Source organism: Burkholderia sp. Ap-955, assembly GCF_011753045.1.
In the GTDB taxonomy this organism is placed as follows: domain Bacteria; phylum Pseudomonadota; class Gammaproteobacteria; order Burkholderiales; family Burkholderiaceae; genus Burkholderia; species Burkholderia lata_D.
Window position 1 is genome coordinate 88,753 of record NZ_VWWH01000001.1, and the last position, 25,579, is coordinate 114,331.

Annotated in this window: 17 protein-coding genes; 6 read left to right on the top strand and 11 right to left on the bottom strand. The window is 62.2% G+C overall.

Going from position 1 to position 25,579, the window contains the following annotated elements; genetic code table 11:
* Positions 1 to 8: 8 nt before the first annotated feature.
* The 11 genes from tssG to tssB form a co-directional block, all read right to left on the bottom strand.
* Positions 9 to 1,112: a type VI secretion system baseplate subunit TssG gene (gene tssG, locus F3J15_RS00415; RefSeq protein ID WP_240158662.1), complete on the bottom strand. Its 1,104-nt coding sequence runs from the start codon at positions 1,110 to 1,112 to the stop codon at positions 9 to 11.
* A gap of 17 nt (positions 1,113 to 1,129) precedes the next feature.
* Complete coding sequence (tssF, locus tag F3J15_RS00420; RefSeq protein ID WP_166886342.1) at positions 1,130 to 2,944, bottom strand: type VI secretion system baseplate subunit TssF; 1,815 nt, start codon at positions 2,942 to 2,944, stop codon at positions 1,130 to 1,132.
* Between the two features lie 9 nt (positions 2,945 to 2,953).
* Entirely contained in the window at positions 2,954 to 4,537 is a 1,584-nt protein-coding gene (tssA, locus tag F3J15_RS00425) for a type VI secretion system protein TssA (protein ID WP_166886360.1), read from the bottom strand.
* A gap of 8 nt (positions 4,538 to 4,545) precedes the next feature.
* Positions 4,546 to 8,361: an ImcF-related family protein gene (locus F3J15_RS00430; protein WP_166886362.1), complete on the bottom strand. Its 3,816-nt coding sequence runs from the start codon at positions 8,359 to 8,361 to the stop codon at positions 4,546 to 4,548.
* A complete protein-coding gene (locus F3J15_RS00435) occupies positions 8,358 to 9,593 on the bottom strand; it encodes a hypothetical protein (protein ID WP_166886364.1) in 1,236 nt (411 codons plus the stop codon). Before F3J15_RS00435 ends, F3J15_RS00430 begins: the two co-directional genes overlap by 4 nt.
* 3 nt (positions 9,594 to 9,596) lie before the next feature.
* Positions 9,597 to 9,854 (bottom strand): PAAR domain-containing protein, encoded by a 258-nt coding sequence (locus F3J15_RS00440; RefSeq protein ID WP_166886367.1) that lies wholly within the window; start codon positions 9,852 to 9,854, stop codon positions 9,597 to 9,599.
* A 19-nt stretch (positions 9,855 to 9,873) separates the two neighbouring features.
* Entirely contained in the window at positions 9,874 to 10,314 is a 441-nt protein-coding gene (locus F3J15_RS00445; RefSeq protein WP_166886370.1) for a hypothetical protein, read from the bottom strand.
* Positions 10,284 to 12,752, bottom strand: coding sequence for a glycosyl hydrolase 108 family protein (locus tag F3J15_RS00450; protein ID WP_166886373.1), 2,469 nt, complete (start codon positions 12,750 to 12,752; stop codon positions 10,284 to 10,286). The genes F3J15_RS00445 and F3J15_RS00450 overlap by 31 nt, the downstream gene beginning before the upstream one ends.
* A 9-nt stretch (positions 12,753 to 12,761) precedes the next feature.
* Complete coding sequence (vgrG, locus tag F3J15_RS00455; RefSeq protein WP_166886376.1) at positions 12,762 to 15,101, bottom strand: type VI secretion system Vgr family protein; 2,340 nt, start codon at positions 15,099 to 15,101, stop codon at positions 12,762 to 12,764.
* Positions 15,102 to 15,180: 79 nt separating this feature from the next.
* Entirely contained in the window at positions 15,181 to 16,731 is a 1,551-nt protein-coding gene (gene tssC, locus F3J15_RS00460; protein ID WP_166886379.1) for a type VI secretion system contractile sheath large subunit, read from the bottom strand.
* Between the two features lie 73 nt (positions 16,732 to 16,804).
* Positions 16,805 to 17,317, bottom strand: a complete 513-nt coding sequence (tssB, locus tag F3J15_RS00465; protein WP_034185094.1) for a type VI secretion system contractile sheath small subunit — start codon at positions 17,315 to 17,317, stop codon at positions 16,805 to 16,807.
* A 580-nt stretch (positions 17,318 to 17,897) separates the two neighbouring features.
* On the opposite strand from tssB, the gene tssK reads away from it, so the two are divergent.
* The 6 genes from tssK (at position 17,898) to tssE (ending at position 25,578) form a co-directional block, all read left to right on the top strand.
* Entirely contained in the window at positions 17,898 to 19,247 is a 1,350-nt protein-coding gene (gene tssK, locus F3J15_RS00470; protein ID WP_166886396.1) for a type VI secretion system baseplate subunit TssK, read from the top strand.
* Entirely contained in the window at positions 19,247 to 20,002 is a 756-nt protein-coding gene (locus F3J15_RS00475; protein ID WP_166886399.1) for a DotU family type IV/VI secretion system protein, read from the top strand. Before tssK ends, F3J15_RS00475 begins: the two co-directional genes overlap by 1 nt.
* Positions 19,999 to 21,777 carry an OmpA family protein gene (locus F3J15_RS00480; RefSeq protein ID WP_345891468.1) on the top strand — a complete coding sequence of 593 codons (1,779 nt, stop codon included), beginning with the start codon at positions 19,999 to 20,001 and terminating at the stop codon, positions 21,775 to 21,777. The genes F3J15_RS00475 and F3J15_RS00480 overlap by 4 nt, the downstream gene beginning before the upstream one ends.
* Before the next feature lie 94 nt (positions 21,778 to 21,871).
* The gene (locus tag F3J15_RS00485; RefSeq protein WP_006750272.1) at positions 21,872 to 22,357 is read left to right on the top strand and encodes an Hcp family type VI secretion system effector; all 486 of its coding nucleotides are present in this window, start codon (positions 21,872 to 21,874) and stop codon (positions 22,355 to 22,357) included.
* Positions 22,358 to 22,450: 93 nt separating this feature from the next.
* Complete coding sequence (gene tssH, locus F3J15_RS00490) at positions 22,451 to 25,159, top strand: type VI secretion system ATPase TssH (protein WP_166886404.1); 2,709 nt, start codon at positions 22,451 to 22,453, stop codon at positions 25,157 to 25,159.
* Positions 25,156 to 25,578: a type VI secretion system baseplate subunit TssE gene (gene tssE / locus F3J15_RS00495; RefSeq protein ID WP_166886407.1), complete on the top strand. Its 423-nt coding sequence runs from the start codon at positions 25,156 to 25,158 to the stop codon at positions 25,576 to 25,578. Before tssH ends, tssE begins: the two co-directional genes overlap by 4 nt.
* Position 25,579 lies beyond the last annotated feature (1 nt).

The window sequence follows — 25,579 nt, forward strand, 5'->3', positions numbered from 1 at the left end:
CTCCAGACTCAGATCGTGAGCGGCACGAGATGCGGGTTGGGTGGCGGCGCAGGCAACGCCTGGTAGACACCCAACGCGATATCAATCAACCGTTCAGCGGTTGACGGCAACACCGTCGTCCAGCCGAGACGCGGTGCCGGGCTGGCACGCTCGCTCCCGACAGCCGGCTTCGGCACGAATCGTGTCGACACTTTCATCCGCAAATGCACGTCAGCCTTGATACCGACATACAGCTGGATGAATGCCATCACCTCCCGATGCAACCATGCGCCCGGTAACAGATCCAGGGCCTGCTTCGCGTCAACTGGCCGCAACGTCAAGCGCACCGCCCGGCTGCGATACGCGAGACGCCTGCCGAGCACGTAACCACCACCGAGCCCGCTGCGTTTCCCGTCCGACAGCCCATTCTTATCCGTCTTCGCCGACGTCAACGGTGTCGGTCGCCCGCTACTCGTCGTCACTGCCCAGAACTCGTCGACACGAATGTCGGCCCCCGGCGCGATGAGCGCCACCACACCGGCCAGCCCTTCCGACGTGCGCGTACGCTGAATCAACAGCCCCAGCAACGCAAGCATCCGCGAGTTCGGCAAGCCTGCCCGCGAAGGCTTGTCGCCCCACCCGAATCCCGCCAGACACAACAGGCTCTGCGAATAATCGTCGACACCGCCGGCCCGGAAGCGCTCCGGATAACGATATTTCTTCCACGCGCGATAAAGCAGCGTCACCATCCGGTGGTTGAACGGATCGAGAAACGCCTCGACTGCTTCATGCCCCTCCTCCCGCAACACGATCTCGTCGATCATGTGCGACGGCATGGCCGCATCGACGCCATAGAGACCCATGAAGGTCGTGCGCACGGTCGGCGGCGCATCGAGGTGCTCGTCGTCGAACTCCACTGCGGCCACCTCGCCCGCCGGAAAACCCAACCGGGGACGCGGCCGGAACCGCACCGGCTCATGCTCCGGCGTATCACATGTGCCGAGGCCGGGGCGTTCGGGCGCACATGCCTCCAGCAGACGACAGAACTGCATGAATGTCATCCTCGGCGCCCGCTCGAACAACTTCACGGCCACCGCTGGCAGGCTTTTCAGCTCACCGGCTTCAGCACTCATCCGATCGATCGAAAGACTCATAGCGGCGCCCGCTGAGCCTTGCTGCGCGGCCACTCCGTCCGCGCACGGGATGGCAGGCTGACGATCGCCAGCTTCGTGAATAGATTGATCTCCGCGTATGCGCCGAAGAACCGGTGCAGCAGTTCGCCGAACAGCATCACGTCGCCTTCACCAGAAAACGCATGCGCATCGAGCGTGACCTCAATGAGCACGCCGCGCTCGACTGCCCCGCCCGACACCTCCTCGATCATTTCCTGCGACACGTGCAGGATGCCGGCGAGCCGCCGCCGGTTCAGCTCTTCGTTCGTCCAGTCGTACAGCGCCAAAGCGCCGCGCAACACCTCCGCGTTCATCATCGACAGGAAGTTCGGCGCGAGATGCGACAGCACGCGCCACTGGAAGCGGTCTTCTGTTGGCGGATACAGCGGCAATGTCGGCGACACGAGATTGCGCACGCTTGCAACGTTCGGCGTGCTGGCCGCCAACTCGTCTAGACTCGCTTCGCGCAACCCCTTGCGCGGCAGCAACCCGTTCGTGCCCGTCACACGCAGCGACAGGCTTTCCTCAGGCAGCGTGTCCATCGTTTCCCACGCGTGGCCGCCGAGAATCACCCACATTTCGTGCAGCCCCGACACACCCGAACGCACGCGCGTGTGGAAATAGCGCTCCGGCGCCTCGTGCCGCAGCATGCCGCCGCGGTGCCGGAACGTCGCGAACGGCACGTATTCGTACCGCTCGGCTGTATCGTGATCGAACGTCGCGATCGCGTCGACCGAATACGTCTCGACATGCTCGCCCTGATGGCCGGCCGGCACCACGCGATATTCGGTTTCGTGATGGTCGATTTCGATCGGCTCGGCATCCAGTTCGAACAGGTTGATGACCGGCGAACAGAACAACCGGACGTTCTCCGCGTTGAAACGCTGATCCGACGGATACGCGTTCTTCAGGAGAATCTCCAGCTCGAAGCGGGTCGATTTTTCGGGAAGCGCCGAGAGGTCCAGCCCGCACAGATCGACGAACAGGAATTTCTCGCGAAACGTGAAGTATTCGAGCAGCAGTTGATATCCCGAGAACGCCGCATCGGCCTTGGGCCACAGTCGTTCTTCCGTCGAAAACCCCGCCGGTTCGATTGTCACGCCGGTGAGCGGCACGGGTTCGCCGTCACGGACTTCCGGAACGCGCCAGTCGATCGCATCGACCTGACGCGTCAGCGCAAGATGCATCGCGAATGCGGTCGGCAGATCCGCGTTCAAATGCAACCGAAGCCGCGACAGGTCCGTTTCGCTGCGCAGCGCGGAACCGTGCAGCAAGAAACCGAGACGAATCACCGAGCGACCGTCGTGGCGCACGGCCGGTCCGGCATGCGTGATCGACACCGGCTGCAGCGCAACGGCCTGCGTCGTCCGGTACAGGCATTGCACCGTGCGCGGCGTCACGCCCTCTGCCCCGCCCGACGACGGCACGTTGATTGGTGCGGACCGCACGGGTACGCCGGCCGGCACGACTTCGGTCTTCTGCAGTCTCTCCGCGAACGGTGTCAGCTCGACGATCGACAACGACGGAATCATCCGCAGGTAGTGCGGCCACAACAGGCTGACGAGCCCTTCGGTCAGTTCAGGCAATTCGTCGTCGAGTTTCTGCCTGAGGCGACCCGTCAGGAAAGCAAAGCCCTCGAAAAGACGTTCGACATACGGATCGCGATCGCCGACGCGGTCCAGATTGAGCAGACGTGCCCGGTCGGGGTGTGCCTTCGCGAATTCCTTGCCGGACTCGCGCAGGTAACACATTTCCGCTTCGTAGTAGCGCAGGATGGGATCGTTGTTGTCCATGGGAATCCGTTACGAAAGGGTCAGTGCGCGCGCGGGATCGAGTACCGTGAGTTCCGCATGCAGTTCGCCGATACGGCGGGCGAGTGCCGGCTTGTCGGCATCCTTGCGGCTGCTCATCGCTTTCAATGCCTTGACCAGTTGATGCTTGACCTCGAACGTCAGCGCCGGCTCCCAGCGCATCAGCGGCAACGAGCGGGACGCTCCGTCGAGTTCGGCGAGCAGTGCGAGCGCCGCATCGTGACGGCCGGCATGATCGGCCAACCGGGCCATCACGAGCCGCTGCAAGTAGCGATGTCGATCGGTTTTCATGCCGGGCAGCGCTTCAAGCCATGCGAAAGCCGTCTCAATGCCCTCACGGGTAGCCAGTTCGCGAGCCTGGACTTCGATCTCCGGCCAGTCGCCGGTTGAATCGCTCTCGCTATCCGCCGAGACCGGCAGTGGCGCAATCGTCTCGCCTGCTTCCAGGTCGCGTACGACCGCATGGCGAGCAATCCATTCGCGTGTCGTGTCGTCGGCAAATGGCGTACCGTCGTTGAACGTCAGCCGTTCGATACCCGGCAATCGTTCGAGAAACAGCGCGAAGTCGGCACGCAGCAACTCCCGCCATGCGTTGTATGGCGTACCGACGTGATCGAGCGCCACATGCTGGAAGTACTGGAGATCGAACCACAGGTGATTCACGCCCTCCATGAATGCCCCCTCGACGCGCTCCAGCAACTCGTGCCAGTGCTTCTGCAGCACGAGACGCTTCATCTGCTGCCGCAACTCGGCGCGTGGCGGCGCCAGACGCGTGTGCGACGCCGTATCGGCTGGCGGAACGTCGTGCAAGGTATCCCACCGAACGCTTCGCACGAGGCGTACCGACGACAAGTAGCCGTTTTCCTGATCGCGGAGCCACGCCGACATCGCGCGGGCCTGATCGAGCAAATCGCGTGTGGACGCAATCGACCCCGCCGACGTTTTTCCCGGCGCAGCCGCTGCCGGCATCGCCTTGCCGGAATCGACGCTGCGCGCCGGCGCCTCCTGTTTCTCGAACCGGGAAACGAGCGGCTGCAAATTTGGACGAGCCGCATCGGGCCACGCGGCCGTATGCGTCACGAGCACGTCGAGCGCGGCCAACGTGCGTTCGAGATCAGCGGGCACAAAGTCGCCACGACTATCCAGCGTCTCGATCACACGCGCAGTCGCCAGCATTTCAAGCGCGGCCTTCTTGGCTTCGTGACGGACGGGCAAAGCCGCTTCGCCAAACCGGTCGACGAGTGCAGCGGCCAGCTCAAGTCCGTCGGCGAACCCGGCCGGGCCGTCCTGCCGCAGGCGTGCGAACGCGTAGTAGCCGGCGAGCCGCAAATCCTTGCCGGTCTCCTTGAGCAGGTGTTCGCATGCGCGGACAATCAACCCGTCATCGATTCCCGACAGCTTGCCGGCTTCGTCCTTCAGTTCGAAGAATGCGTCTTCGTAGCCGGGATCGCGTCCGTATGCATGCTCGCCCGGTATCGGTGCAACCCATGTGGCCCAGGTATCCGTGCGTGCCCGCTGAAGCGAATCGATACGGGAGCCGCCGACGAGTGTCTTCACAAAATTGGCAAGCGTCATGGCAGATCTCAAAAAACGAATGCGTCGCCCAGCAGGCGGAGGGCGTGTCCGAACGGACTGGAGGGGGAATCGGCAAGTCCCGACGTGGTCGCCAATGGCGAAATCGCAGCCTTCGGCGCGGCCGTCTGTTTCGCCGACCCAGGTTCAGCGGTTCGCGTTTTCGCCTGATCAAGTTCGAGCGTGGTACGCTGACCGGATGCCTGCTCCGTCGTCGCCTGCATGACGGCGTCCGGCAAGGCGCCTCCGCCCGGCAGCCCCGGTGGCAATGGCACGGCCGCATGCTTCGCGGCCTCGATCGCCGACATCGGCAGCGGCGGCGGGCCGCTTGTCGATACCCGAACCCCGGCATTTGCCGATCCCGTCACGAAAATACGTGCTGGCAACACGAAGTTCCGCAACTGGAGAACGTCGAGCGGACCGCCGCCGGCTTCGCTGCGCAATTGCACCTTGAGCGGGATACCCTGACTCGTGTCTGGCGTCCAGGTCAGCAAATAGCGCGCGTTGTCCTGCTGTACGACCTTCGCGCGCTCCAGCAACCGAACGAGACCGAAGCGCCCCTGCGAATCGAGTGCGGTGCGCAACCCGCCCTGCTCCGTCTGCCATTCGATATGCGACAGGTTCTCGAGCGATTGTCCCGGCCATTCGAACGGTGTCCACTCCTGCTTCTGGTTGAAGTAATGCAGTTCGCGGCCGGACAGTACGAATCTCATATCGGTGACGCCCGGCGTCGGCTCGGCCCGCAGTTCGTAACGCACGCGTGCATCGCCGGACGGGAACAGGACCGTCGACGTGCGCGTGAGCTTGTTCAACCCGTTGAGGAACGCCGGATCGATCGTCAATGCCCCGGAATCGGTACCTTGCGAAGCGACCCATCGGTCGCCCTGCCGTTCGACGACACCGGCCAGCTGCGACGTCACGAACTGCGCGATCACGCCGCTATCCGGACGCATGAAGCGCGCCATCTCGGGCAGCGATGCGTCGTTGTCGGAATCCGCGAACGGATAGCGGCCGCCGAATGTCTTGTTCCAGTCGGCGAGGATCGCGGTACGCCAGATTTCGTTCAGACTGGAAGCGGCCGGCTGCACGATGACTTGCCAGGACTGGTCGAACGGTGCGCGGAACAGTGCGCCGAATCCGGACCACTGCTCACCGAGGCTCGCGGCGACACGGCTCGCGTAATCGCGGCTGTCGGCGATATCGGACGTCTTGCCCTGCAGCACGGATTGCGCGGCCAGACGTGCGATCGCGTCCGGGTCCGGACTGGAGACGATCTGCGATGTCTTCAGGCGCATCGCCGTGATCCGCTCCAGATAGCGTGCCAGGCTCAGGTCGCCGGTGGCTGCCGGCGGTGTGTTCCCCTTGCCGCCGGATGGCGCTCCGGAAGCGAGATCGCTACCGGTCAAACGCAGGATCGGGCCGAATGCGGTGGCAAGTGGCGCCAGCTGAGGCTTGGCCTGCTTCGACGGATCCTTTTCGTCCGCGCCGACCAGTTGCTGTGCCTTGCTGATCAGCGTATCGGACAGCGACTGTGCGCTGGCTCCCGTTCCAGCCTGATACACGATCGCATTCATCAACGCGACGAGCGGCGAGCGTTGCGGATCGCCGAGCAGCGTCAACTGGTCGGCAGTGGCCGACAGCGTCGGTGCAGATTGCCAGCGCAGGCTGTTGAGGAAGAGTGCCCATGCCCGCGCGTAGTCGTCGAAATAGCGCTGGCGCAGTTCGGCTTTCAATGTCGAGGGTGACGCGTTGGCAACCTTGGTGTCGGAAAGCACCCAGTCGCTTGCCACATCGCGTTGCTCGCCGGCTTCGTCGATGGCCTTCGAGATCCGCTCTTCCCACGCAGCACGTGTGAATACACCGGGTACGGTCGCGGTCGTGCCGAACAGGCCACGGCTCGTTGCGCTGCCGGCGGAGGATTGCGACGCCGCGTCGCCGAGCAGCGTCGCGAGTGAGAGCGACGGGTATTTCGGTGTCGCTTCGTCGATGATCTGCTGGTAGATCGCGTCTCCTGAGTTCTGGATGCCTCGGACACCGACGATCGTCTGGCGGGTCGACGCGATCAGGTTGCTATCTGGGACAATCGCCAGCGCAGCTTGACTGGATGCGGCGCCACGGCCAACATGATTGGCGAAGAATGCGATCGCTTGCTGACGCAGGTCTTCCCAACCGCCTTTCGACAGTTGCGAATGGGTCGGGCGTTCGGGGGCAGAAGTTGCGACGAGTTGCGGTATCAGGAACGTGGCCACAGCGCGCTCCGGTTTGGCGAGCATCATGTAGGTCTTGAGCGTGTCGTACGCGGCCTGTACCTGAGCATCGCCGCCGCTGGCGATTTCCGCGTCGGACAGCGACGCCAGCTGATGCAGCCTCGCTTCGAGCTTCTGGCGGATCGGGCTGACGAGGATGCGGCTGGCGGCATCGGCGTAGTAAGGCCAAAGGGCATCGAGCAGCGCGTGGTTGCGGTTCAGGCCAAAACGGGCGCTCCAGGGAGCGCCGTCGCGCTGACGGACTTCGAGCGTATCGATCTGGCGGCCGAGGCCGTTCAGGGCTTGCAGGGCCTGCGCGCCGTCCCGCACGGAGGAGAGCTCCATGACCGTGTCTGCGACGTTCCGGAAAGTCGCGCGATTGGCAAATCCGGACAGCATCGTGCCGACGATCCAGCAGCCGATCAGACCGGCTGTCAGCCAAGCGGCCACCGTCGACAGCGAGAAGCCAACGCGGCGACCGTGAATCTTGCGGCTGTGCTCGGCGACGATTTGCCAGATCGTGCGGTGTGACGGATCGACCGGTTGCTCGTCATCGTTCGCGTCGACGGGAACTGGAGGTGCCAGCTCCCGTTCCGTGAACAGCGGCGCAAACAGGAGACCGTGGACCGCGTGCCGCCAAGTACGCGACTGCGAGGTTTGCAGTCCCAGGCCCGCCAGTGCGTTGCGAAGATTCGATATGTGCTTGGACAGCTCTGCGGGATAGCGGTCGCCGGTATCCCTCGTCAGGCGCGCGACACCGGCATCGGCCAGGTTGTCGGTGAGGTTCTGCAACGACGCGTCAATTTCTTCCGTGCTGAGACGCGCGTTGGACCAGGTGAAGCCGATCGCCTCGTCGGCACTCGACGCGTCGCTGCCGAAATCCGTCACATTGAGCAGATAGACGGGCGCGGCCCAGCGCAGCGCGCGCGCGTGGCGCGCGAGCCGTTGCGACAGATTGTCGGTGTCGAATGGCGCATTGGACGAACTGCGGTTACGCGTTACCGCGACTACCGCGTCGACATGGCGCCGGCGGCGCAAGCGGCGAATCTGGTCGAGCCAGTCGGCATCGAGGGTACTGCTCGTTTGCTTCGCGTACAGCAGGACCGTATCGCCGGTGATCGCAAAGCCGGCGTCGACCAGGCCCGGCGCCAGGCGTTTCACGAGCGGTTCGTCGCCGGCGATCAGCACCCAACGTTCGCGGTATCGCCAGCGCCAACCGTGGCGATCCTGCAGAGCATTGCGGAGCGCAGCAGCGCGGTCGGCTTGTTCCGGTAGTGTGTCTTGATCGCCGCGGCCTACAGACGCTGCGTGCCGGCCGGCGTCGTATCGGGCAAGCCAACGAGAAGCTCTCAACGATGCAATCCAGAGCAACACTCCCTCCAAGTACTTGACCAGCAGGATCACCACGAGCATGGCCACACACAGCGAAAGCTCGACGATGATCCGGGTATCGCGAGACCACCCGTAACGAGGACCCTCCACCCATACCGCGATACCGAGCGCGAGGAACACGACGACGGCAGCAATGCCAATGAAGAGACCTGCCGGTCGTGTCTTGTTGTCGTTCTTGTTGTCGTTCATGTCTGTTTTCTGCACACGAGAGCGATCAGATCCTTACCTTCACCACACAGCACCATTTGCGTCTCACCCGTTGCACAAGCACTTTCTGCGGCAAGGGCGACGGCCAGCCACGGTCCCGCGCCCGAACAATCGCCCACTAACGTTTCGAGTACATTCCAACGCGTCGCTTCCGAAAGTAATGCGACTTGCCGAATCACACCCACACTTTCGTCGGTCAGACCGTGTGCCCACACTGTGCGCAAACGGTCGCGCGAAGCACGCCCCCAACGGGCAGCCAGCCCGAGCGTCCGGGCGGCGGCGTCGAACGAGTCTTTGGCAGGACGATGCAACCACAGTCCGGTGGAATTTACCTGTGAAGCAAGTCGTGGTTGCCCCACGAGCAGGGCTACGCCCGCCTCTGCAACACCACCTGACAGGACGGCACTAATGGCGTCACGAAGTTCAACGGCAATGAGCAAGTGAGCCGTATTGGCGTCCGACTTATCAAGCCACGCGTCCGTTCTAAAGAGCGAGGACGCATGCTCGCCCGCCTTGAGGTCAACCTTTAAAGCCGGTACCCGTTCGGCAATCAATTCCCGTATGCGGGCTTCGACCGCCTCGGATTTCAGCCTGGATTGATGATGGAGTTCGACCTGGAGCTTCGCTCGCTGCGGAAGAGCGCTGAGTTGCGGCAGGACAGCGTCGATCAAGCCTGCAGTCAACCATGAACATACCGCGTGATGGCGAGCATGCTCCGCTAGTTCGTTGCCGGGGTGAAATGGCTGATCGGGGATGTCGAGCCAACGTGCATGAACTTCACTATCCGCGACTGCACCGCTCGGCCGTGTCGAAAGTTCGGTGCCGTTCAAAATGCCGCTGAGTGAGTTCTCCGAATCGTCCATAGAAAAACACCACGCATGGCCCAGTATCGCCAATGGTCTGCTCGCTAACGCATGGCGCGCGTTTTCCGCCTCAACGCTGACGCGGTTCGTCGCAATCGCCTGATTGCGCCGGACGTAGCCATACCCCAGCCACGTGAACACCAGGAAAGCCCAAGCCAGGAAGGGATAACCAGCGACGCAAAACCAAAACCACAGCGTGTTCGTCGGACGGCCGGTCGGCCAGAGCATGATAGCCAGTCCCGCCCCCACGGCCATGACGAGCACGAGCAGAACCGTCCAGACGATGATCGAGACTTGAGGCGGAGGTGGGACATCGACCCGCGGCGGCACGCGCTTGAAATCAACAGGCATCGCTTACCGACCCCGGGCTCCGCTGGACGAGGCAATGAGTTCAGCCCCACATCGCGTGTGATCGCCGTCGCGCGACAGCGGCGTCGGACCATCCTTCATTCTGCCGCTGCCTTCGACGATTTCGTTGTCGCCGTGAATCGGGCATGAAACCTTGTCGCCACCGCGGGCCGCCCGACGCCCCTTTACCTTGATGCGATCGGAGCCGGTCAGAATCTTGCCGCCGTGACTTGTTGCGTCGCCTTCATATACGAGATTTTTCATTTGATGCCATTTTCGTGAATTAATGAGGCGTCAGGACCGCGTCTTTAGGGGCGTAGAATTCCCCTCCAAATGGGGATTTAATGATGTGCCAAACTAGGTGCCCATCAATTATCTTCAGAGTTGCCTTCCCATTTTTAGCGCCAAAGAACGAAGAGAAGTTGACGACCGCTGATTTTCCGACGCCATCTACGATTCCATAAATATTAGGATTACTTTCATCGTCGCAGTCGGTTTTTTTGCCATTCTGTGCCACGGCACAATACTGACCTTTAAGCTTTCCGCCCTGTTGTTTTAGATCTATCGAGAACGTCATCGTACTCGGCGCGTTATCCCAGTCCCACTCCCCAGATAACTGGTCGGCGGGCGATGCGCATCCACTCATTGAAATTGCGGCGAACATGCAGCCGAAAAATATATTTTCCATTTTATTCACGGCGCTGATCCATTGTAGTTCAGACATCGGTCGACTCTCTTTGTCCATCCATCCAAAAACTTATAATTCTTATTTGGCCTCCCCATTTTATCGTATGCGAGCGATGTGTAATATTGCTTCCGTATCGCTCCGATCCTTTGAGCGACGTCCTCTTGATCATCGATTGAGTTTATTTTGTTGACAAAATCCGTCGACATTTGGTTGTTGTGCGAAATTTCCACACAGTAATCCGAGGTTAGCAATTCCTGAATCTTCCTGATCGCCTTCCCAGACGTTATTGTCCAATCGTATATGTTTAGGGCGGTCTTTTCATTTTTTATTCCGCAGAAACCACGGGGCTCCCAGTACCTCTTCAGGTATATTGTTTTTGCCTGATCATCCGTCAAAGATTTTAGATTATCCAATGTTGGCTCCACGCCGACATCTTCCTTTGCATATGCTTGCCACGTGGCCCATGCAATACCCTTGTTGGTGGGGCCTCCAGAATCGTCTGGATCGTTGACAAATCCACCCTCGTTGAACAGAACTATCTTCGATACTTTTTCAAAGCGAGCTTTACAGTCACATTCAAGTGCGAAGTTTGCAACGAATCCAATTGGGTTGATGTGGTTAACATCTGCCTCGGGAAAGCCGGCCACTCCTGCCGTCACTTCATCCCACCACGCGAGCTTATCGATTCGCTTCTGCTCTTCCTCGTGATGCGGCTTGGGACCTGTCTTCTTCTCCAGTTCGGCAATCAACTGTTTCCACTTCGACGGGTTGGCCCATTCGCTTTCGTGCTTGACGATCAGCCGCGACGCCGCTTGCGTCAGCCACGGATACCCACCACGCTCGGTCTGCGACAGCGTGCATAGCTCGTCAGCCGCCTGCTTGCCATCGCCCTTCGTGAACAGGGCGTCGTACACCTTGCTCATCAACGGGCTGAGATTCGAACGCGAAGCATGGTCGGCAACATTCGCTCCGCTGGCATAATCGACCCACTTCTGAGTCGTCGCGAAAATCGTATGTGCCGGATCATGCGTATCGGCCACGCACTCGAAGTCGATCCACTTCTGCGCGAACTCCCGCGTCACCCGGCCGCTCGGGTGGTTGAAGTCGCACACCCAGCCGTCGATCGATTGACCTTGCGCATTCACGCCTTCAACGTGCCACCAGCTCACCGGGTAATCCGGATTGGGTTTGGGATTCGGGTGCGGCTCGGCAACGCGCCGTTTCTGATCACGCGCCAGCTCGGCGAGTGAGTACACCTGAACGGTGTCCGTTTTCCTCGACTGCGGGTCAGCGCCGGGGACAAATTTCTTGTCCTGACGTTGATATAACACCGTGCCCGGTGCAATCCGAAGAATCGTCGGTTCGGAGGGCAGGCCCAATGCCGACCAGTCTTCCTTGTGCGGGCCGTGTTGATTGACCCACGCTCGACCTTGCTCGAGGAACGACTGAATACTGTCGTCACAGAACACCTCGATGTGCGCCATCCTCGTGCCGGACGTGCATTCGTTCAGCGAATCGTAGCGACCGAGGTGCCCGATCGGGTCACCCGCTTTGATCGGGATCCCACCTCTGATTCCTCGCGAGTCTCCCGACTGACCTGCTTGTTCGGTCATGACGATCACCCGGTCGAACATTGAATCCGGGAAGACCTCCTCGACGAGCGGGCCGCCGTTTTCCTTGCCCAGAAAAACCCAGCCGCCGACAACACTGCTCGGCTCAGCATAGCCGCCAGCCTCTGGCGCAAACAATGACGCGCCATGCAGATCCGTCACTTGCCCCCAGTTCTTCTCCCGCTTGCCGATGCTAACGCTCGCGCCCTGCGGCAGGATGCCAAGGATTTCGCCGCGCGGGTGGCTTTTGCGGACCCGCAACCCTTGCTGTGAGGAATCCGGGACCTGACCGTTGCGGCCCGGCGACGGTTTGTCCTGCGCATACTGAGTAACCCGCCACTGTCGCAACCAATACGCCGGCTTGCTCCGCTTCGGGAAATTGGCGTAGTCCTCCAGCGACATCAAGTGCATGTACAGGCTATAGAACGTCAGCTTCGCGCCCCGCGGGAACTCCATCGTGTGCTGCACCAGAGCAAAGCCCGTACTGTACGGTGCCTGAACCAGTGATTCGCTTCCCGCCTCTCCGACTTCGCTGATCGGATAGGTTTTGTTGGCGCGAAATGCGATCAGCACGCCGTCGGCGATGCAACGCAAGCCCGCGTCAAGATCCAGAGATTGTCCAGCGCCCGCCTCCGTGACATGAATGCCGCCATGCCACATCCCCTTGCGACTGACGAGATACGTCCCTGACGGCTCACGCTCGGCAAGCAGGCGGTAGATTTCGTGCTCATCCGTGAATTGTGCGGAAGCCTCATTCTTTCCCCTTCCCTTCCGCAGGAACGGAAAGGCGAACGGCAATGGCTTCAGCTTGGCGGGTGCCGGCGCGGGGGATTGCGGCTTCTTCGGTGCGGGTGGATTTGCCATGGTTGTCCGTTACTCAGAAAATCCGAAGTTCGTTGCACTCCGCACGTCGTTGACAGGCACCGCAGCCCACGTCGGGAATTTTAAATTACCTCCGTCGGGGGCGTGGATTGTCAGATTGCCCTTAACCTCGACCTCTCCAGCCGGACTGCCGATAATGATCTTGCCGCCCGACAGCTTGATGTAGGCACCTGATCCATCGCCGAGCGTCACACCTTTGCGGCCGGTGATGATTACTTCGCCATCCGACGAACTGACCGTCATGTCCTGCATCGACATCAGCTCCATTGCGTCGGACTGCGCCTGAAGCTGGACCTTGCCCTTCGCTGCAAAGATTCGAATCCCGAGCTTCGCCGCAAAAAGTGAGATTGCCTCGCCTGCCGCCACCGCGATTCGCTTCATCACGCCGATGTCAAGTCCATCGCCTGCGGTCACAAACATTTGCTTGCGTGCAGCAAGTTGCATTTGCTGTCCGCTGGTGAGCCCGACGCCGTCGGGGGCCGTTGCGACAAGGACGGGCTTCTGCAGCCGCTGGAGCTTTTGCTGGATCAGTACGCGCTGCTGATCGATGTCGGCCTGGAGGGCTTTCGCCGCGGTTGCCGAGTCGTTAAGCGCATTCAGGATTTGTTCGGCCTGCTCGAGCGTCGTGGCGGCATCTTGCATAGCGAGCTGCTGGCCTGCGGCGCCAGGCTGCCCTTCCGCAGTCACCAACACCCCCTTCGATCCTCGAATCGCCGCCGGCCCGTCGGTACGCAACTCGGCACCCCGCCCGCGATCCTTGCGATCACCGTCGACCATGTGGCCGAGGTTCAGCTCACTCACCTGGAACGGCGTCGTCAGATGGACGTGTTCGACACCTTCCTTGTCCTCCATTCGCAGCTCGTTTTGAGCTGCGGTGCGAATCAGATTCCGGGTATGGTTCTGGCTGGTGACAAGATCTGGATGCAGGCTGTCGTGCATGGCCCCGATGATCACGGGGCGGTCGGGATGACCCTGCGTGAAGACGACCGCCACTTCCACCCCGTCGATCAGCGGGAAGTGATGCCCGTAGTTGTCGCCGCTATACGGTTTCGCGAACCGCACCGGCCGGCTGGTGCCGCCCGGGCTCCATTCGTCGAGATCGAACGGGAGCTTGATCACGTACCAACCCTGCTCGGTCAGGTACGCGTATTTGTAATCTCCAGGTGACGTAATCCGGGCCGGCAGGATGCCGTCGATGACTGGTTGGTCGATCGAGGCGACCGGCGTGCGCCATACGCGGTCTGACGGAATCCCCTCGAAGGTTACCCAGTACGACTGGTCGCGCCCGCCTTGCGACTCCACCGCCGTCACGAAGATCCCGTGCTTCGCGTCCGCCGGATGCGGTGCCAGCCGCATGACTTCGCCCGCTTCGAGCCAGAACGGATTGCCGGTACCCCTGAAGGTGATCTGATTCGCCAGGTATCCCTCGTGGCGCCGACGGGCGACGCTCTTGCCCTCTTCGGGTGTCTCGTAGTGCTCGCCCCACTGGTAATCGATGCCGCTCGTCGTCTTGTCGTCGCGCGCGGCATCTTCCTCGACCAGCAGCAACACACCCGCCTCACGGTGGTTGTAATCGTGCAGGCGGACGGCTTCCGGCACGCGCCGGGTCCGCTTCTCGAGCGTCTTGATCGCGTCCATGCCCGAACTCTCGAGCCCCGAATCACGCCGGTATGACACGGTGCGCTGCTTGCGTGCATAGGCGTCCAGATCGTCGCCAAACACGAGCACCGCATAATCCTTCTGCTGCTCCCAGCGAAACCAGAGTCCTTCTTCGGCGCAGATCCGCTGAATGAACGAAAACGTCGTTTCGTGATACTGCGTCACGTACTCACGGCGCTTGTACTGACCGCGCAACTGGAACTGGAAATCGACCCCGACCCGGTAGCCGTAATGGCGCAGCGTGTCGGTCAGGATCTCTTCGATCGACTGCTTCTGGAACAGTCGGCTCGTCACGCCTCGGTTCAGATCGGCGAGCTTGGGCTCCAGACGGACCCGATAGTGTGTCTGATCGGCTGAGGTGTCGAGTTCGTCGAACTCCGTGATGACGCCGTGGATCGTATAGGCCCACGGCATCTTGCTGAATTGCTCTGCGCCCTCGCCAAACATTCTGCGTAGATAGTCCATGTTCGGATCGACTGGCGCGGCGATGAATTTTGCCGGGCGGCCGACCACCAGCTCCATCGGAATACCAGCCACCGGGCTCGTAAATTCGATGTCGTAGCGATACAACTCGCTCACGGCGTCCCGCCCCGTGAAGCGGAGCACGGACACCGGCGCCGGATGCGGCGACAGCTTCAATTCATAAGCCTGCGTAGGCAAAATCATCGACATCGACTCTCTCGGTTGTGCAAACACACGGCACCGCCGGGGTACCCCTCCACACCCCGGCGGCTCGCAGACAAACGTCGGATCAGTTCTTGGCCTTCGGCATCTGCGACACGAGCGACAGCCCGATATCCATCCCTTCGACCTGGAAGTGCGGGATGATGAACAACTTGATCCGGAAGAAGCCCGGGTTATCCTCGATATCCTCGACCGTGACCTTCGCCTCGCGCAGCGGATGCGACGCCTGCAACTCGTCGCCCGGATCCTTCATCTCGGTCACGAGCCCCTTGATCCAGCTGTTCAACTCGAGTTCGAGCAGACGGCGATCCTTGGTTGTGCCGATGTTTTCGCGCTGAATCAGTTTCAGGTAGTGCGCGATGCGCGACAGCAGGAAGATATACGGCAGCCGGGCGTTGATGCGGCTGTTCGCGGTCGCTTCCTTGGTCTCGTACAGCGCAGGCTTCTGCGCCGAGTTCGCGGAGAAGAAACACGCAAAGTCGTGGTTTTTGTAGAACGACAGCGGGATGAAACCGAGATTCGCGAACTCGAATTCACGGGTTTCCGGGATCAGCACTTCGGTCGGGATCTTCGGCTGGTAGCCGGTGCCGAGGTCGTACAGGTGGACCGGCAGATCCTCGACCTTGCCGCCCGCCTGCGGCCCGCGGATCTGCACGCACCAGCCGTTGTTCACGAAGCTGCGCACCATGTTCGCCCCGAACGCGAACGACGCATTCATCCAAAGGTACTTGTCGTGATCGGGGCCCTTGACGGCCTCCTCGTAATTGAACGCCCGCACCGGCGCCGTGTCCTTGCCGTACGGCAGACGGCCGAGCACGCGCGGCATCGTCAGACCCACGTAACGCGCATCGTCGGTATCGCGGAAGCTCTTCCACTTGATGTATTCGGCGCGATCGAAGTAGTTGCCGATGTCCTGGATCGCCGCGACTTCCTCCATCGACTGCTTGCCGAAGAACGCCGGCCCGACCGAGCCGATGAACGGCATGTGCGCGGCGGCCGCCACCTTCGAGATGTTGCGCAGCAGTGCGACGTCCATCGGCGAATTCGCGAACTCGAAGTCGCTGATCATTGCGCTGATCGGCTGGCCGCCCGGCGTGTCGTATTCCTCGATGTACGTCAAGCGGTACAAGCCGCTCTGGATCAGTTCCGGCGTATCCTCGAAGTCGCGCTGCAGCGCATCCTTCGACACGTCCAGCACTTCGATGCGCGCGTTCTTACGGAAATCGGTGCGGCTCACGAGCATCTTCAGGCCACGCCAGCGCGCTTCGAGCGCCTGGAATTCATCCGTATGCATCACCGCGTCGAGCTGACGGCCGATCTGCCGGTCGATCTGGCCGATGTGGAAGTCGAGCAGCGATTTGTCGAGGCGATCCACCGGCTGGCTCGCCTTCGCGACGAGTTCGAGGAACGCGCCCATCCCGCGCGCGATCCGCTCGTCGGCCGACGCCTCGGACAGCATGTCGTTGTCGCGGAACGCCTCGAGCGGTCGCGCTTCACTGATCGGCTTCAAGTTGATCTTGCTGCACAGCGATGCATAGACGCTGTCGATATCCCCGTGCGGGGCATCCAGCACGACAGTTTCAGTCGCGCCGGTCTGCTGGGTTTCAGTGGATTTCATCTCGGGTCCTGTCTGCGATCGAATCGCTACGATGTTGCGGAATGCGCTGAACGCGCGTTTTGCCCAGCGGCGTTCACGCATGCCCTTCGGGCTGCGTCGCGGCGGTCGCGATCTGTGCGAGTTCACCGCGCAGCTTTGCGGACAAGCGATCGTCCTTCAGCACCTTCTCGAACTCGCGACGGAACGTGCCGTTGTCGAGCAGGTTGGATTTGAGGTCGCGCAGCAGATTGCGCATCGCGAGGAGCGCCTGGAGTTCGGGAATCTGGCGAGCGACCTGCTCGGGCTCGAAGTCCTTGATCGACCGGAACGACAAGTTGACGGGCAGTTCCGAACCGTCGCCGGCCAGCGTGTTGTCCGCGGCGATCTTCAGATCCGGCGCATAGTCGGCCAGGACAGCATCGAAGTTGTTCTTGTCGATGTTCACCTTCTTGCGCTCGGCGAGCGGCGCCTGCTCACGACCGGCACTGAAGTCGCCGGCAACCAGCAGCTTCAGGGGGAGCTCGACCTTCTTCTGCGCCCCGCCCGTATGCAGATCGAGGGTGATCGACACCCGGCTCTTCGGGATCTCTCGTTGAAAGCTATCCAATTCGTTCTCCTTATCTCAGGAAGCTTGAAGACTCCGCGACACGCACCCACGACTCACGGGTGCTCCGTCGTCCGCACCGCCCATGCCGAACCCCGCAACGTGCACCGACGAACGACCGAGTCGAATATTCGCGGCCCGATATCCGACTCAGGCGGCAGAAAATATCACGTCCTTTATCGACGAGTAAACCCGGAATTCAAAAAATCGAAAATTAACGACGAGATGATTTTTTATAATGAGATTCGTCCTATTTTTTTGCGCGACCCCGCGACGCGATCCGCGTCACCTACACACCGCCATCCTCCGCTATCTAATAAAATTGCAAACCCTCACTCAAGCAATTGATTTTCATAAAAAAACAAGACAACGCCGAGGAAGAAAAATCTTGATAAAAATCCACGCCACGTAGCCCACACACCGAAAATCAAAATCAACCCCAACAATCTCAAAATACACACCCCACTTATCCCAAATTAATCGACACGATTTTCAACAAATTCCAATTACCCGGGGTATACGAAATCGGAAAACGATGTATAGAATCGGCGCCTCATAATTCCTGGATCATTACGACCACACCATGCGGATCGACAAACCGCTCTGGCACGAAGGGCTGATTCTTACGCAGCAGCATTTCCAGCAGCAGGAACGCTGGAACGGGTTCGCTATGCAACAACTGGCATCAGCAATCGCCGTTGCGCCATGGGGAACACTGGGCGTCGACGTCGACGAGGAGGCGCTGTCCACCGGTCGCCTGAAGCTCACGCGGCTGCAATTGCGTTTCCCCGACGGCACGCCGATCGACTCGACCGTCGCCGATGCGTTGCCGCCCGCGCGCGATCTCGTCGGCGAAATTCCTGCCGATGCCCAGACGATCGACGTGCTCGCCGCGCTCGCGTTACCCGATGCGAACGGCAACAACTGCCGCTTCGACGAAACGGCGCTGGCCCGCCCGCGTCGCGCGTATCGCGAGTTCGTCAAGGTGACGGATCTGAGTGGCGCAGGAGAAGCCGAAATCGCCGCCGAGCGCCACGCCGTGCGGCTGTTGTTCGGCTTCGAATCGCATGCGGACGACACCGTGTGCGCGATCGCGCGCCTGAATCGCACGACGAGCGGCCGCTTCCAGGTCGATCGCGACTTCGTTCCACCGTGCCTGACGTTGTCCGGCCACACGCTGCATATCGAACGCATCCGGCGTCTCGCCGATATCCTCGCAGCCAAGAGCGCCCTGCTCGGCGCACGGCGCAGCGAGCGCATCGAGCAGGTGGCCGAATATGGCGTGGCCGACGTCCAGCTGTTCTGGCTCCTGCACTGCCTCCATCAGGCTTGGCCGCAACTGCGCTTCCTCGCGTCGCATCCTGGGCAACCGACCGATCGCCTGTACCAGGTGCTCGCCCAGTTGGCCGGTTCGTTGACCACGTTCTCGACGCGCGTCGCACTGACCGACATTCCGCCCTACGACCACACGGGTGCTCATGATGTTTTCGCGACGCTCGAATCGCTGATTCGCGGCCTGCTCGACACGATCATCCCTTCGCGTGTCGTCTCGATCGGGCTTTCGCATACGACACCGACCACCTGGGTCGGACAGTTCCTCGACGAGCGCATCGTCGAGGGCGCGGCTGATTGGTATCTGTCCGTCAACGCCGCGCTGCCGGCGTTCGAACTCATCGAACAGTTTCAGCGCCTGTGCAAGATCGGCGCGCCGGACGACGTCGAACACATCGTCAATTCCGCCGTGGCTGGCATTCCGCTCAAGGCGGTACAGCGAGTGCCTGGCGCCATTCCCGTCCGGTTGGACAACCACTATTTCGCGCTCGACGCGCATGACGCCGCGCATGCAAGAATGCTCGCCGCTCGCGCGTGCCAGATCTATCTGCCCGCGTCGATTCCCGACGCGTCGATCGAACTCTATGCGGTGCTGCGCTGATGAATGCCATCGTCTCCACGCGTCACGAATCCGCGCTGCTCGCGCGGGAGCCGTCGTCCGGTCACTCGCCTCAACCGTCGATGCGTGCATTGCTGCGCGATACGGCGCTACTGGTCACCCATCTGTCGAATGGCGGCCAGATCGACAACCTTGAAAGCCTGCGCCAGCAGTGCATGAGGCTCGTCGCGCAATTCGCGACCGCGCTCGACGCGCAAGGGGTCGCCGCCGACATACGGGACGACGCCGTCATCGCGCAGTGCGGACTGGTCGACGAAGCCGCACTGCGATATCTGTCGGCCTCCGACAAGGCAAGCTGGGAGCAGAAGCCGCTGCAGGTCGACCGATTCGGCATTCACGACGCGGGCACGCGCATTTACGAACGGATCGAATACCGGATGCGGGAACCCGCACCGAACGTCGATCTGCTCGAATGCTACGCGGCCGTTCTCGGCCTGAGATTCCGCGGCTGCTACGCCGCCCGCTCGGGTTCGTCTGCGGACACCCACGCCGGCGAAGCGAAGCGCCAGGCATTGATCGCGGCGCTAGTGGCACGGATCGATCAGTTGCGCCCGACCGCCATGCCGGGATTCGTCACCGATCGCACGAACACGCGCCTGCTCGACCGGTTCAGGCGTCTTTCGCCATGGGCGATCGCGGGTACGGCATGCGTCATCGCGCTACTCGTGTGGTTCGCATGGGACCGCATCCTCGATGCGGAACTCGCACAACTCGTTCAGAAAGCGAAACGACCGTGAAGTCGGATACCGCTCTTCCGCCGGCAACGACGCCAGCCGATTCCGACGCCGCACGCGCAGCCCTGGACGGCCTCGGCTATCCGTTGCGCACGGTCGTGACGGTTTCGGCCTCACTGGCGCTGGCCATCATCGGATGGGTTCTCCCCGTCGACCACGGCGTCATGTGCGGACTGATCGCGACGGTCATCGTGTTCGCCATGCTGGTCGTCTGGCTGCATTCGCGCAGCATGGCTCGCACCCGCGAACGAAATGTGCACGTGATCGCGCAACTCGGCGCTGCGACCGCCGACCTGCCGGTCGCATTGCGTACCAAGATGCCGCTCACGCTCGTCGTTGGCGACGGTTTGTCCGCCCTGTTCGATCGCGATATGGCTCAATCGCGTTTCGTCCACGTCGGTGACGGCGCAATCTGGTTGCGAGCCGACCGGCCCCAGGATCTTCCCCGTCTCGCCGTCGCGGTCCGTCAGTGGCGCGACGGCCACGCCCCCGATTGTGTCGTGCTGTCGGTCGCCCCCTCCCTCCACGCGAACGACGACACGCTGTCGCAGACGCTGCGCGTGATCCGGCAGGCCGTCGCCGATACGTCGCGCATGCTTGGCGTGTCGTTGCCAGGCTACGTTGCGATCTATCAACGACTCTCGGGCACAAAGCTTGCCGCGGTACCGGCGACCGGCGAATCGGTCTCCCCGTGGTATGGCCTGTCGGCTGGCTCGCCGATCACGAAAATGCACCGCTTCGACACAGCAATCGATGCAGCCGAAACGGATGCCCTCCATGCCGACGGAAGTCCGCAGGCCGCGGCACGCGCCGCCGGGCTCGCGTCGATTATCGGGTGGACCCGCCGGATCGTGTTCGACACGCTGACGGACCGCCGCCAGCCTGCTTCACCGTGGCCGTTGTTCGGCGCCGGCTGGATCGACCATGGCCCGGCGACTGGACCCGGCAAACCGTGGGAACGTGAAGTCCGCGGCCTGACGGGTATCGCCCCGGCCGCACTATCTGCGTCGCCGCTGCCGTGGCCATTGCCGCAGCCGCTGATCGACGCGACGCCGCGCCGATCGTGGCGATCGCCGCGCATCACCGCCCTCGCACACATCATTGCGATCGTTGCCTGCGCGGCAATCGCCGCCATCTGCGCAGCCGCGAAGAACAACGATATGTTGATGACCCGCATCGGCGAGCACCTCGACCGCTACAACCGTATCCCCGCCACGCAGGATGCCGCGAAGCGCGACGCCCTCCGGTCCCTTGCATCGGACCGCGATCAGCTCGACCGGTATGCGCGTGTCGGCGTTCCGCTTCGGCTGTCGTTCGGCACCTATCACGGCGCACCACTGCTGCCGGTTCTCAATGAGGCGATCGCCTCCTACGAACCGCCCCCGCCGCCGCCCACTGTCGTCACGCTGGACAGCATGTCCCTGTTCGACAGCGGCAAAGCGCGGCTCAAGACGGGCACCACGCGCGCGATGGTCGATGCGCTCGACCTGATCAAAGCCCATCCCGGCAAGCGCGTACTCGTCGCCGGCTATGCCGACGATCAGGGCCGGCCCGATCGCAACCTGAAGCTGTCGATCGAGCGAGCGTCGGCCGTGCGCGACTGGCTCGTCGACGCATCCGGCATCCCGCCGACACAGTTCGCGATCCAGGGCTACGGTGATACACGGCCGGTCGCGGATAACGCCACGCCGGAAGGACGCGCAAGGAATCGTCGGGTCGAGATCACGCTCGTTCCCGATACGCCGGTGCCTGCCGTCCCGACCGGTGCCGCGAAATAACACGCGTTTGGGTTCCCGAGGCAGTCGCCTCGGGTTTGTCAACGCCGGAATCCGGTTCCGGCGATTCGTAGTACGAAGAAGAAGGAGTGAACAAATGGCAATTCCGGCCTATATGTGGCTCAAGGACGACGGCGGTGCGGACATCAAGGGTTCGGTGACCGTCCAGGATCGCGAGGGCAGCGTCGAACTGGTCGCGTTCGACCATGGCGTGCACATTCCAACCGACGGCAATACGGGCAAGCTGACCGGCACGCGCGTGCACAAGCCGATCACGCTGACGAAGGAGACGGACGCATCGACGCCCTATCTGTACAAGGCTGTGACGAGTGGCCAGACGCTGAAGTCGGTCGAGATCAAGTGGTACCGGATCGACGACGCAGGCAAGGAGAAGGAATACTTCAACACGAAACTCGACAACGTGAAGATCGTCGCGGTGAAGCCGAAGATGCTCGACATCAAGAACCCCGATTACGAGAAGCACAACCATCTCGAAGACGTCGAACTGCGCTACGAGACGATCACGTGGTCCTACAAGGACGGCAACATCATCCACAAGGACACCTGGAACGAACGTTCCTGATGGACTGAACGGCTGGCGGATTCCGTCGCTCGCGCGGCGGGAATTCCGCCGCTCCCGGCACCCGCCCTCCACCCTTCCTGACCCGCTACCCACATGACGCCGCCGCTCCGGGACGCTTCCCATCTCATTCGCCGCCTCAATCCCCACTGCACTCGTGCGCTCGAAGCCGCCGCGAGTCTTTGCCAGACCCGGCTCGCGGACGAAATCGCGGTCGAACACTGGGTACTGAAGCTGATCGAGGCAGACGACGGCGACATTCCCGCGCTGCTGCGTCACTACGATCTCGACATCGATGCCGTCTGGGAGGCAATGATCGAGGTGATCGACCGCATGCCACGCACATTGCGCGGCATGCCGGCGCTGTCGCGACAGCTCGCCACGGTGATCGAGGATGCGTGGGTGCATGCGATGGCCGACGATCGCGACGGCACCATTCGCTCCGGACATCTGTTGCAGGCCATCGTCGATGCGCCGCACGTGCTGCGAACGCAGCGTGCGTGGCCACTGCTGTCGGTCTCCAGCGCGCAAATCCGGCGTGTGCTGCCGCGGCTTGGACGACGATCGTGCGAAAACGCCGGCGACGGCCCCATACCCGCGCGCGAAACCGACTCGGCCGGTGATCTGCCCGCCGACGGCACGACGCCGTCGGCCACCTCCCCGCAACACACACCTGCGCGCACGATCGAACCTGACGCACTCGCTCGCTTCGCACTCGACCTGACCGAAAAAGCGCGTCGTGGCGAGATCGATCCTGTCTTCGGCCGCGACCGGGAGATCAGGCAGATGATCGACGTGCTCGCACGGCGCCGCAAGAACAATCCGATCCTCGTCGGCGAGCCGGGGGTAGGCAAGACCGCGCTGGTCGAAGGGCTCGCATTGCGCGTGGTCGAAGGCAGCGTGCCGGAAACGATCCGGGATACGTGCATCCTGACGCTCGATCTCGGCTTGCTGCAAGCCGGTGCGGGCGTGAAAGGCGAATTCGAACAACGGCTGAAGAACGTCATCGACGAAGTGCGGGCTTCGGCCACGCCGATCCTGCTGTTCATCGACGAAGCGCACACGTTGATCGGCGCAGGCAACGCCGCGGGCGGCGCCGACGCGGCCAACCTGCTGAAGCCGGCGCTCGCGCGCGGCGAATTGCGCACGATCGCGGCCACCACGTGGGCCGAATACAAGGAATACTTCGAACGCGATGCCGCGCTCGAACGACGTTTCCAGGTGATCAAGGTCGACGAACCGGACGACGATACGGCCTGCGTGATGCTGCGCGGGCTCGCGAGCCGATACGCGAAGCATCACGACGTCCACATTCGCGACGAAGCGATCGTCGCGGCCGTGCGACTGTCGCGCCGCTACATCCCGGCCCGGCTGCTCCCGGACAAGGCGGTCGACCTGATCGACACGGCAGCGGCACGCGTGCGGATGGCGCTCGACGTCCCGCCGACGGAACTGCAACAGGCTCGCGCAACGCTGGCGGCGCTCGAACTGGAGCGCGACGCGCTCGATGCGGACACCCGCGCCGGGATTACCGACATCGCGGGACGGCGCGCCGCCATCGACATCGATCACAACACCCTGCGCGACACCGCCGATGCGCTGCTCGGCCAGTACACGCGGGAACGCAAGCTCGTCGGGATCTTGCGCACGCTGCGCAGCGCGTCCGAGCGGGCGCCCGATCCGGTCGCCGTCTCCAACACGATCGATGCGTTATCGAGCGTTCAGGGTAAAGCGCCGATGATCTCGCCCGACGTCGACGCACAATCCATCGCGCGGGTCGTCGCCGAATGGACGGGCATACCGGTCGGCAATCTCGTCGAGGACGAACTGCGAAGCCTGCTCGCGCTGGAAGCGACGCTCGCTGCCCGCGTCGTAGCACAAGACGACGCGATCGCAGCACTGGCCGAGAGCCTGCGCACGGCCAAGGCGGGCCTGAAGAGCGAACACGCGCCACTCGGCGTGTTCCTGCTGGCAGGGCCGTCCGGCGTCGGCAAGACTGAAACCGCGCTGGCGCTCGCCGACCTGCTGTTCGGCGGCGAAGCCGCACTGACGACGATCAACCTGTCCGAGTATCAGGAAGCGCACACGGTGTCGCAGCTCAAAGGTTCGCCGCCCGGTTACGTCGGCTATGGACGCGGCGGCGTGCTGACCGAAGCGGTACGCCAGCGCCCGTACTGCGTCGTCCTGCTGGACGAAGTCGAGAAGGCGCATCGCGATGTGCTCGACATCTTCTATCAGGTGTTCGACCGCGGCACGATGCGCGACGGCGAAGGGCGCGAGATCGATTTCCGCAACTGCGTGATCGTGATGACGTCCAATCTCGGCAGTGCGGAAATCGACGACGCGACAGCCGACGGCGCGTCGATTACGCAGGCAGGCCTGCGAGAGGCCATTCACTCGCAACTGGTCGCGCACTTCCAGCCGGCGCTGCTCGCACGCTTCCAGACACTCGTCTACCGGCCGCTCGACGCCGCCGCGCTCGCGTCGATCGTGCGCATCAAGCTGGACAAGATTGCCCGGCGCCTCCATCGGCAACATGCCGTGACACTGACGTATGCCGACGACCTGATCGAATCGATCGCGCAACGCTGCGTGTCGCGGGAATCCGGCGCACGCAGCGTCGACGCGTTCCTCAATCAACGCGTGCTGCCGGTTGTCTCGCACGAACTGCTTGCCCGGATGGCCGAAGGTGTCACGCCGAGTGAAGTCCTGCTGTCGGCAGCTCCCGACGGCACGATGACAATCGATTTCATCGACGTACCGTCGGCCGTCAATGAAGGCACAGGCCAACGGAGCCATCGATGACCGCCGGCCCGTCCCTCTATGACATGCTGCTCGGCCAGATCGGCGGCGAATCGATCGGCGCTTACGACGACCGCACACTCGAATGCCTGAGCGTTCAGCAGAACGTGCGCCGCATTCTCAACACGCGGGCAGGCGCGCTGAAACACCTGCCCGACTATGGCCTACCCGACCTGACGAACATCTACAAAGCTCTGCCCGCGTCGGCGCACTTGCTCAAGCAGCAAATGGAAGCGACGCTGCTGAAGTATGAGCCGCGCATCCGCTCGATCGACGTCGGAATCGTCGATAACCGCGATCCCGGCATCCTCGTCAGCTTCGAGATGACCTGCCACCTGAAGAATGCCGGGCTCGTGCGTTTCGGCACTTACTTCGAGCCGCCCGGTCGCCTGCGCATCGAACGGTACGTCGCCCGCTCATGAT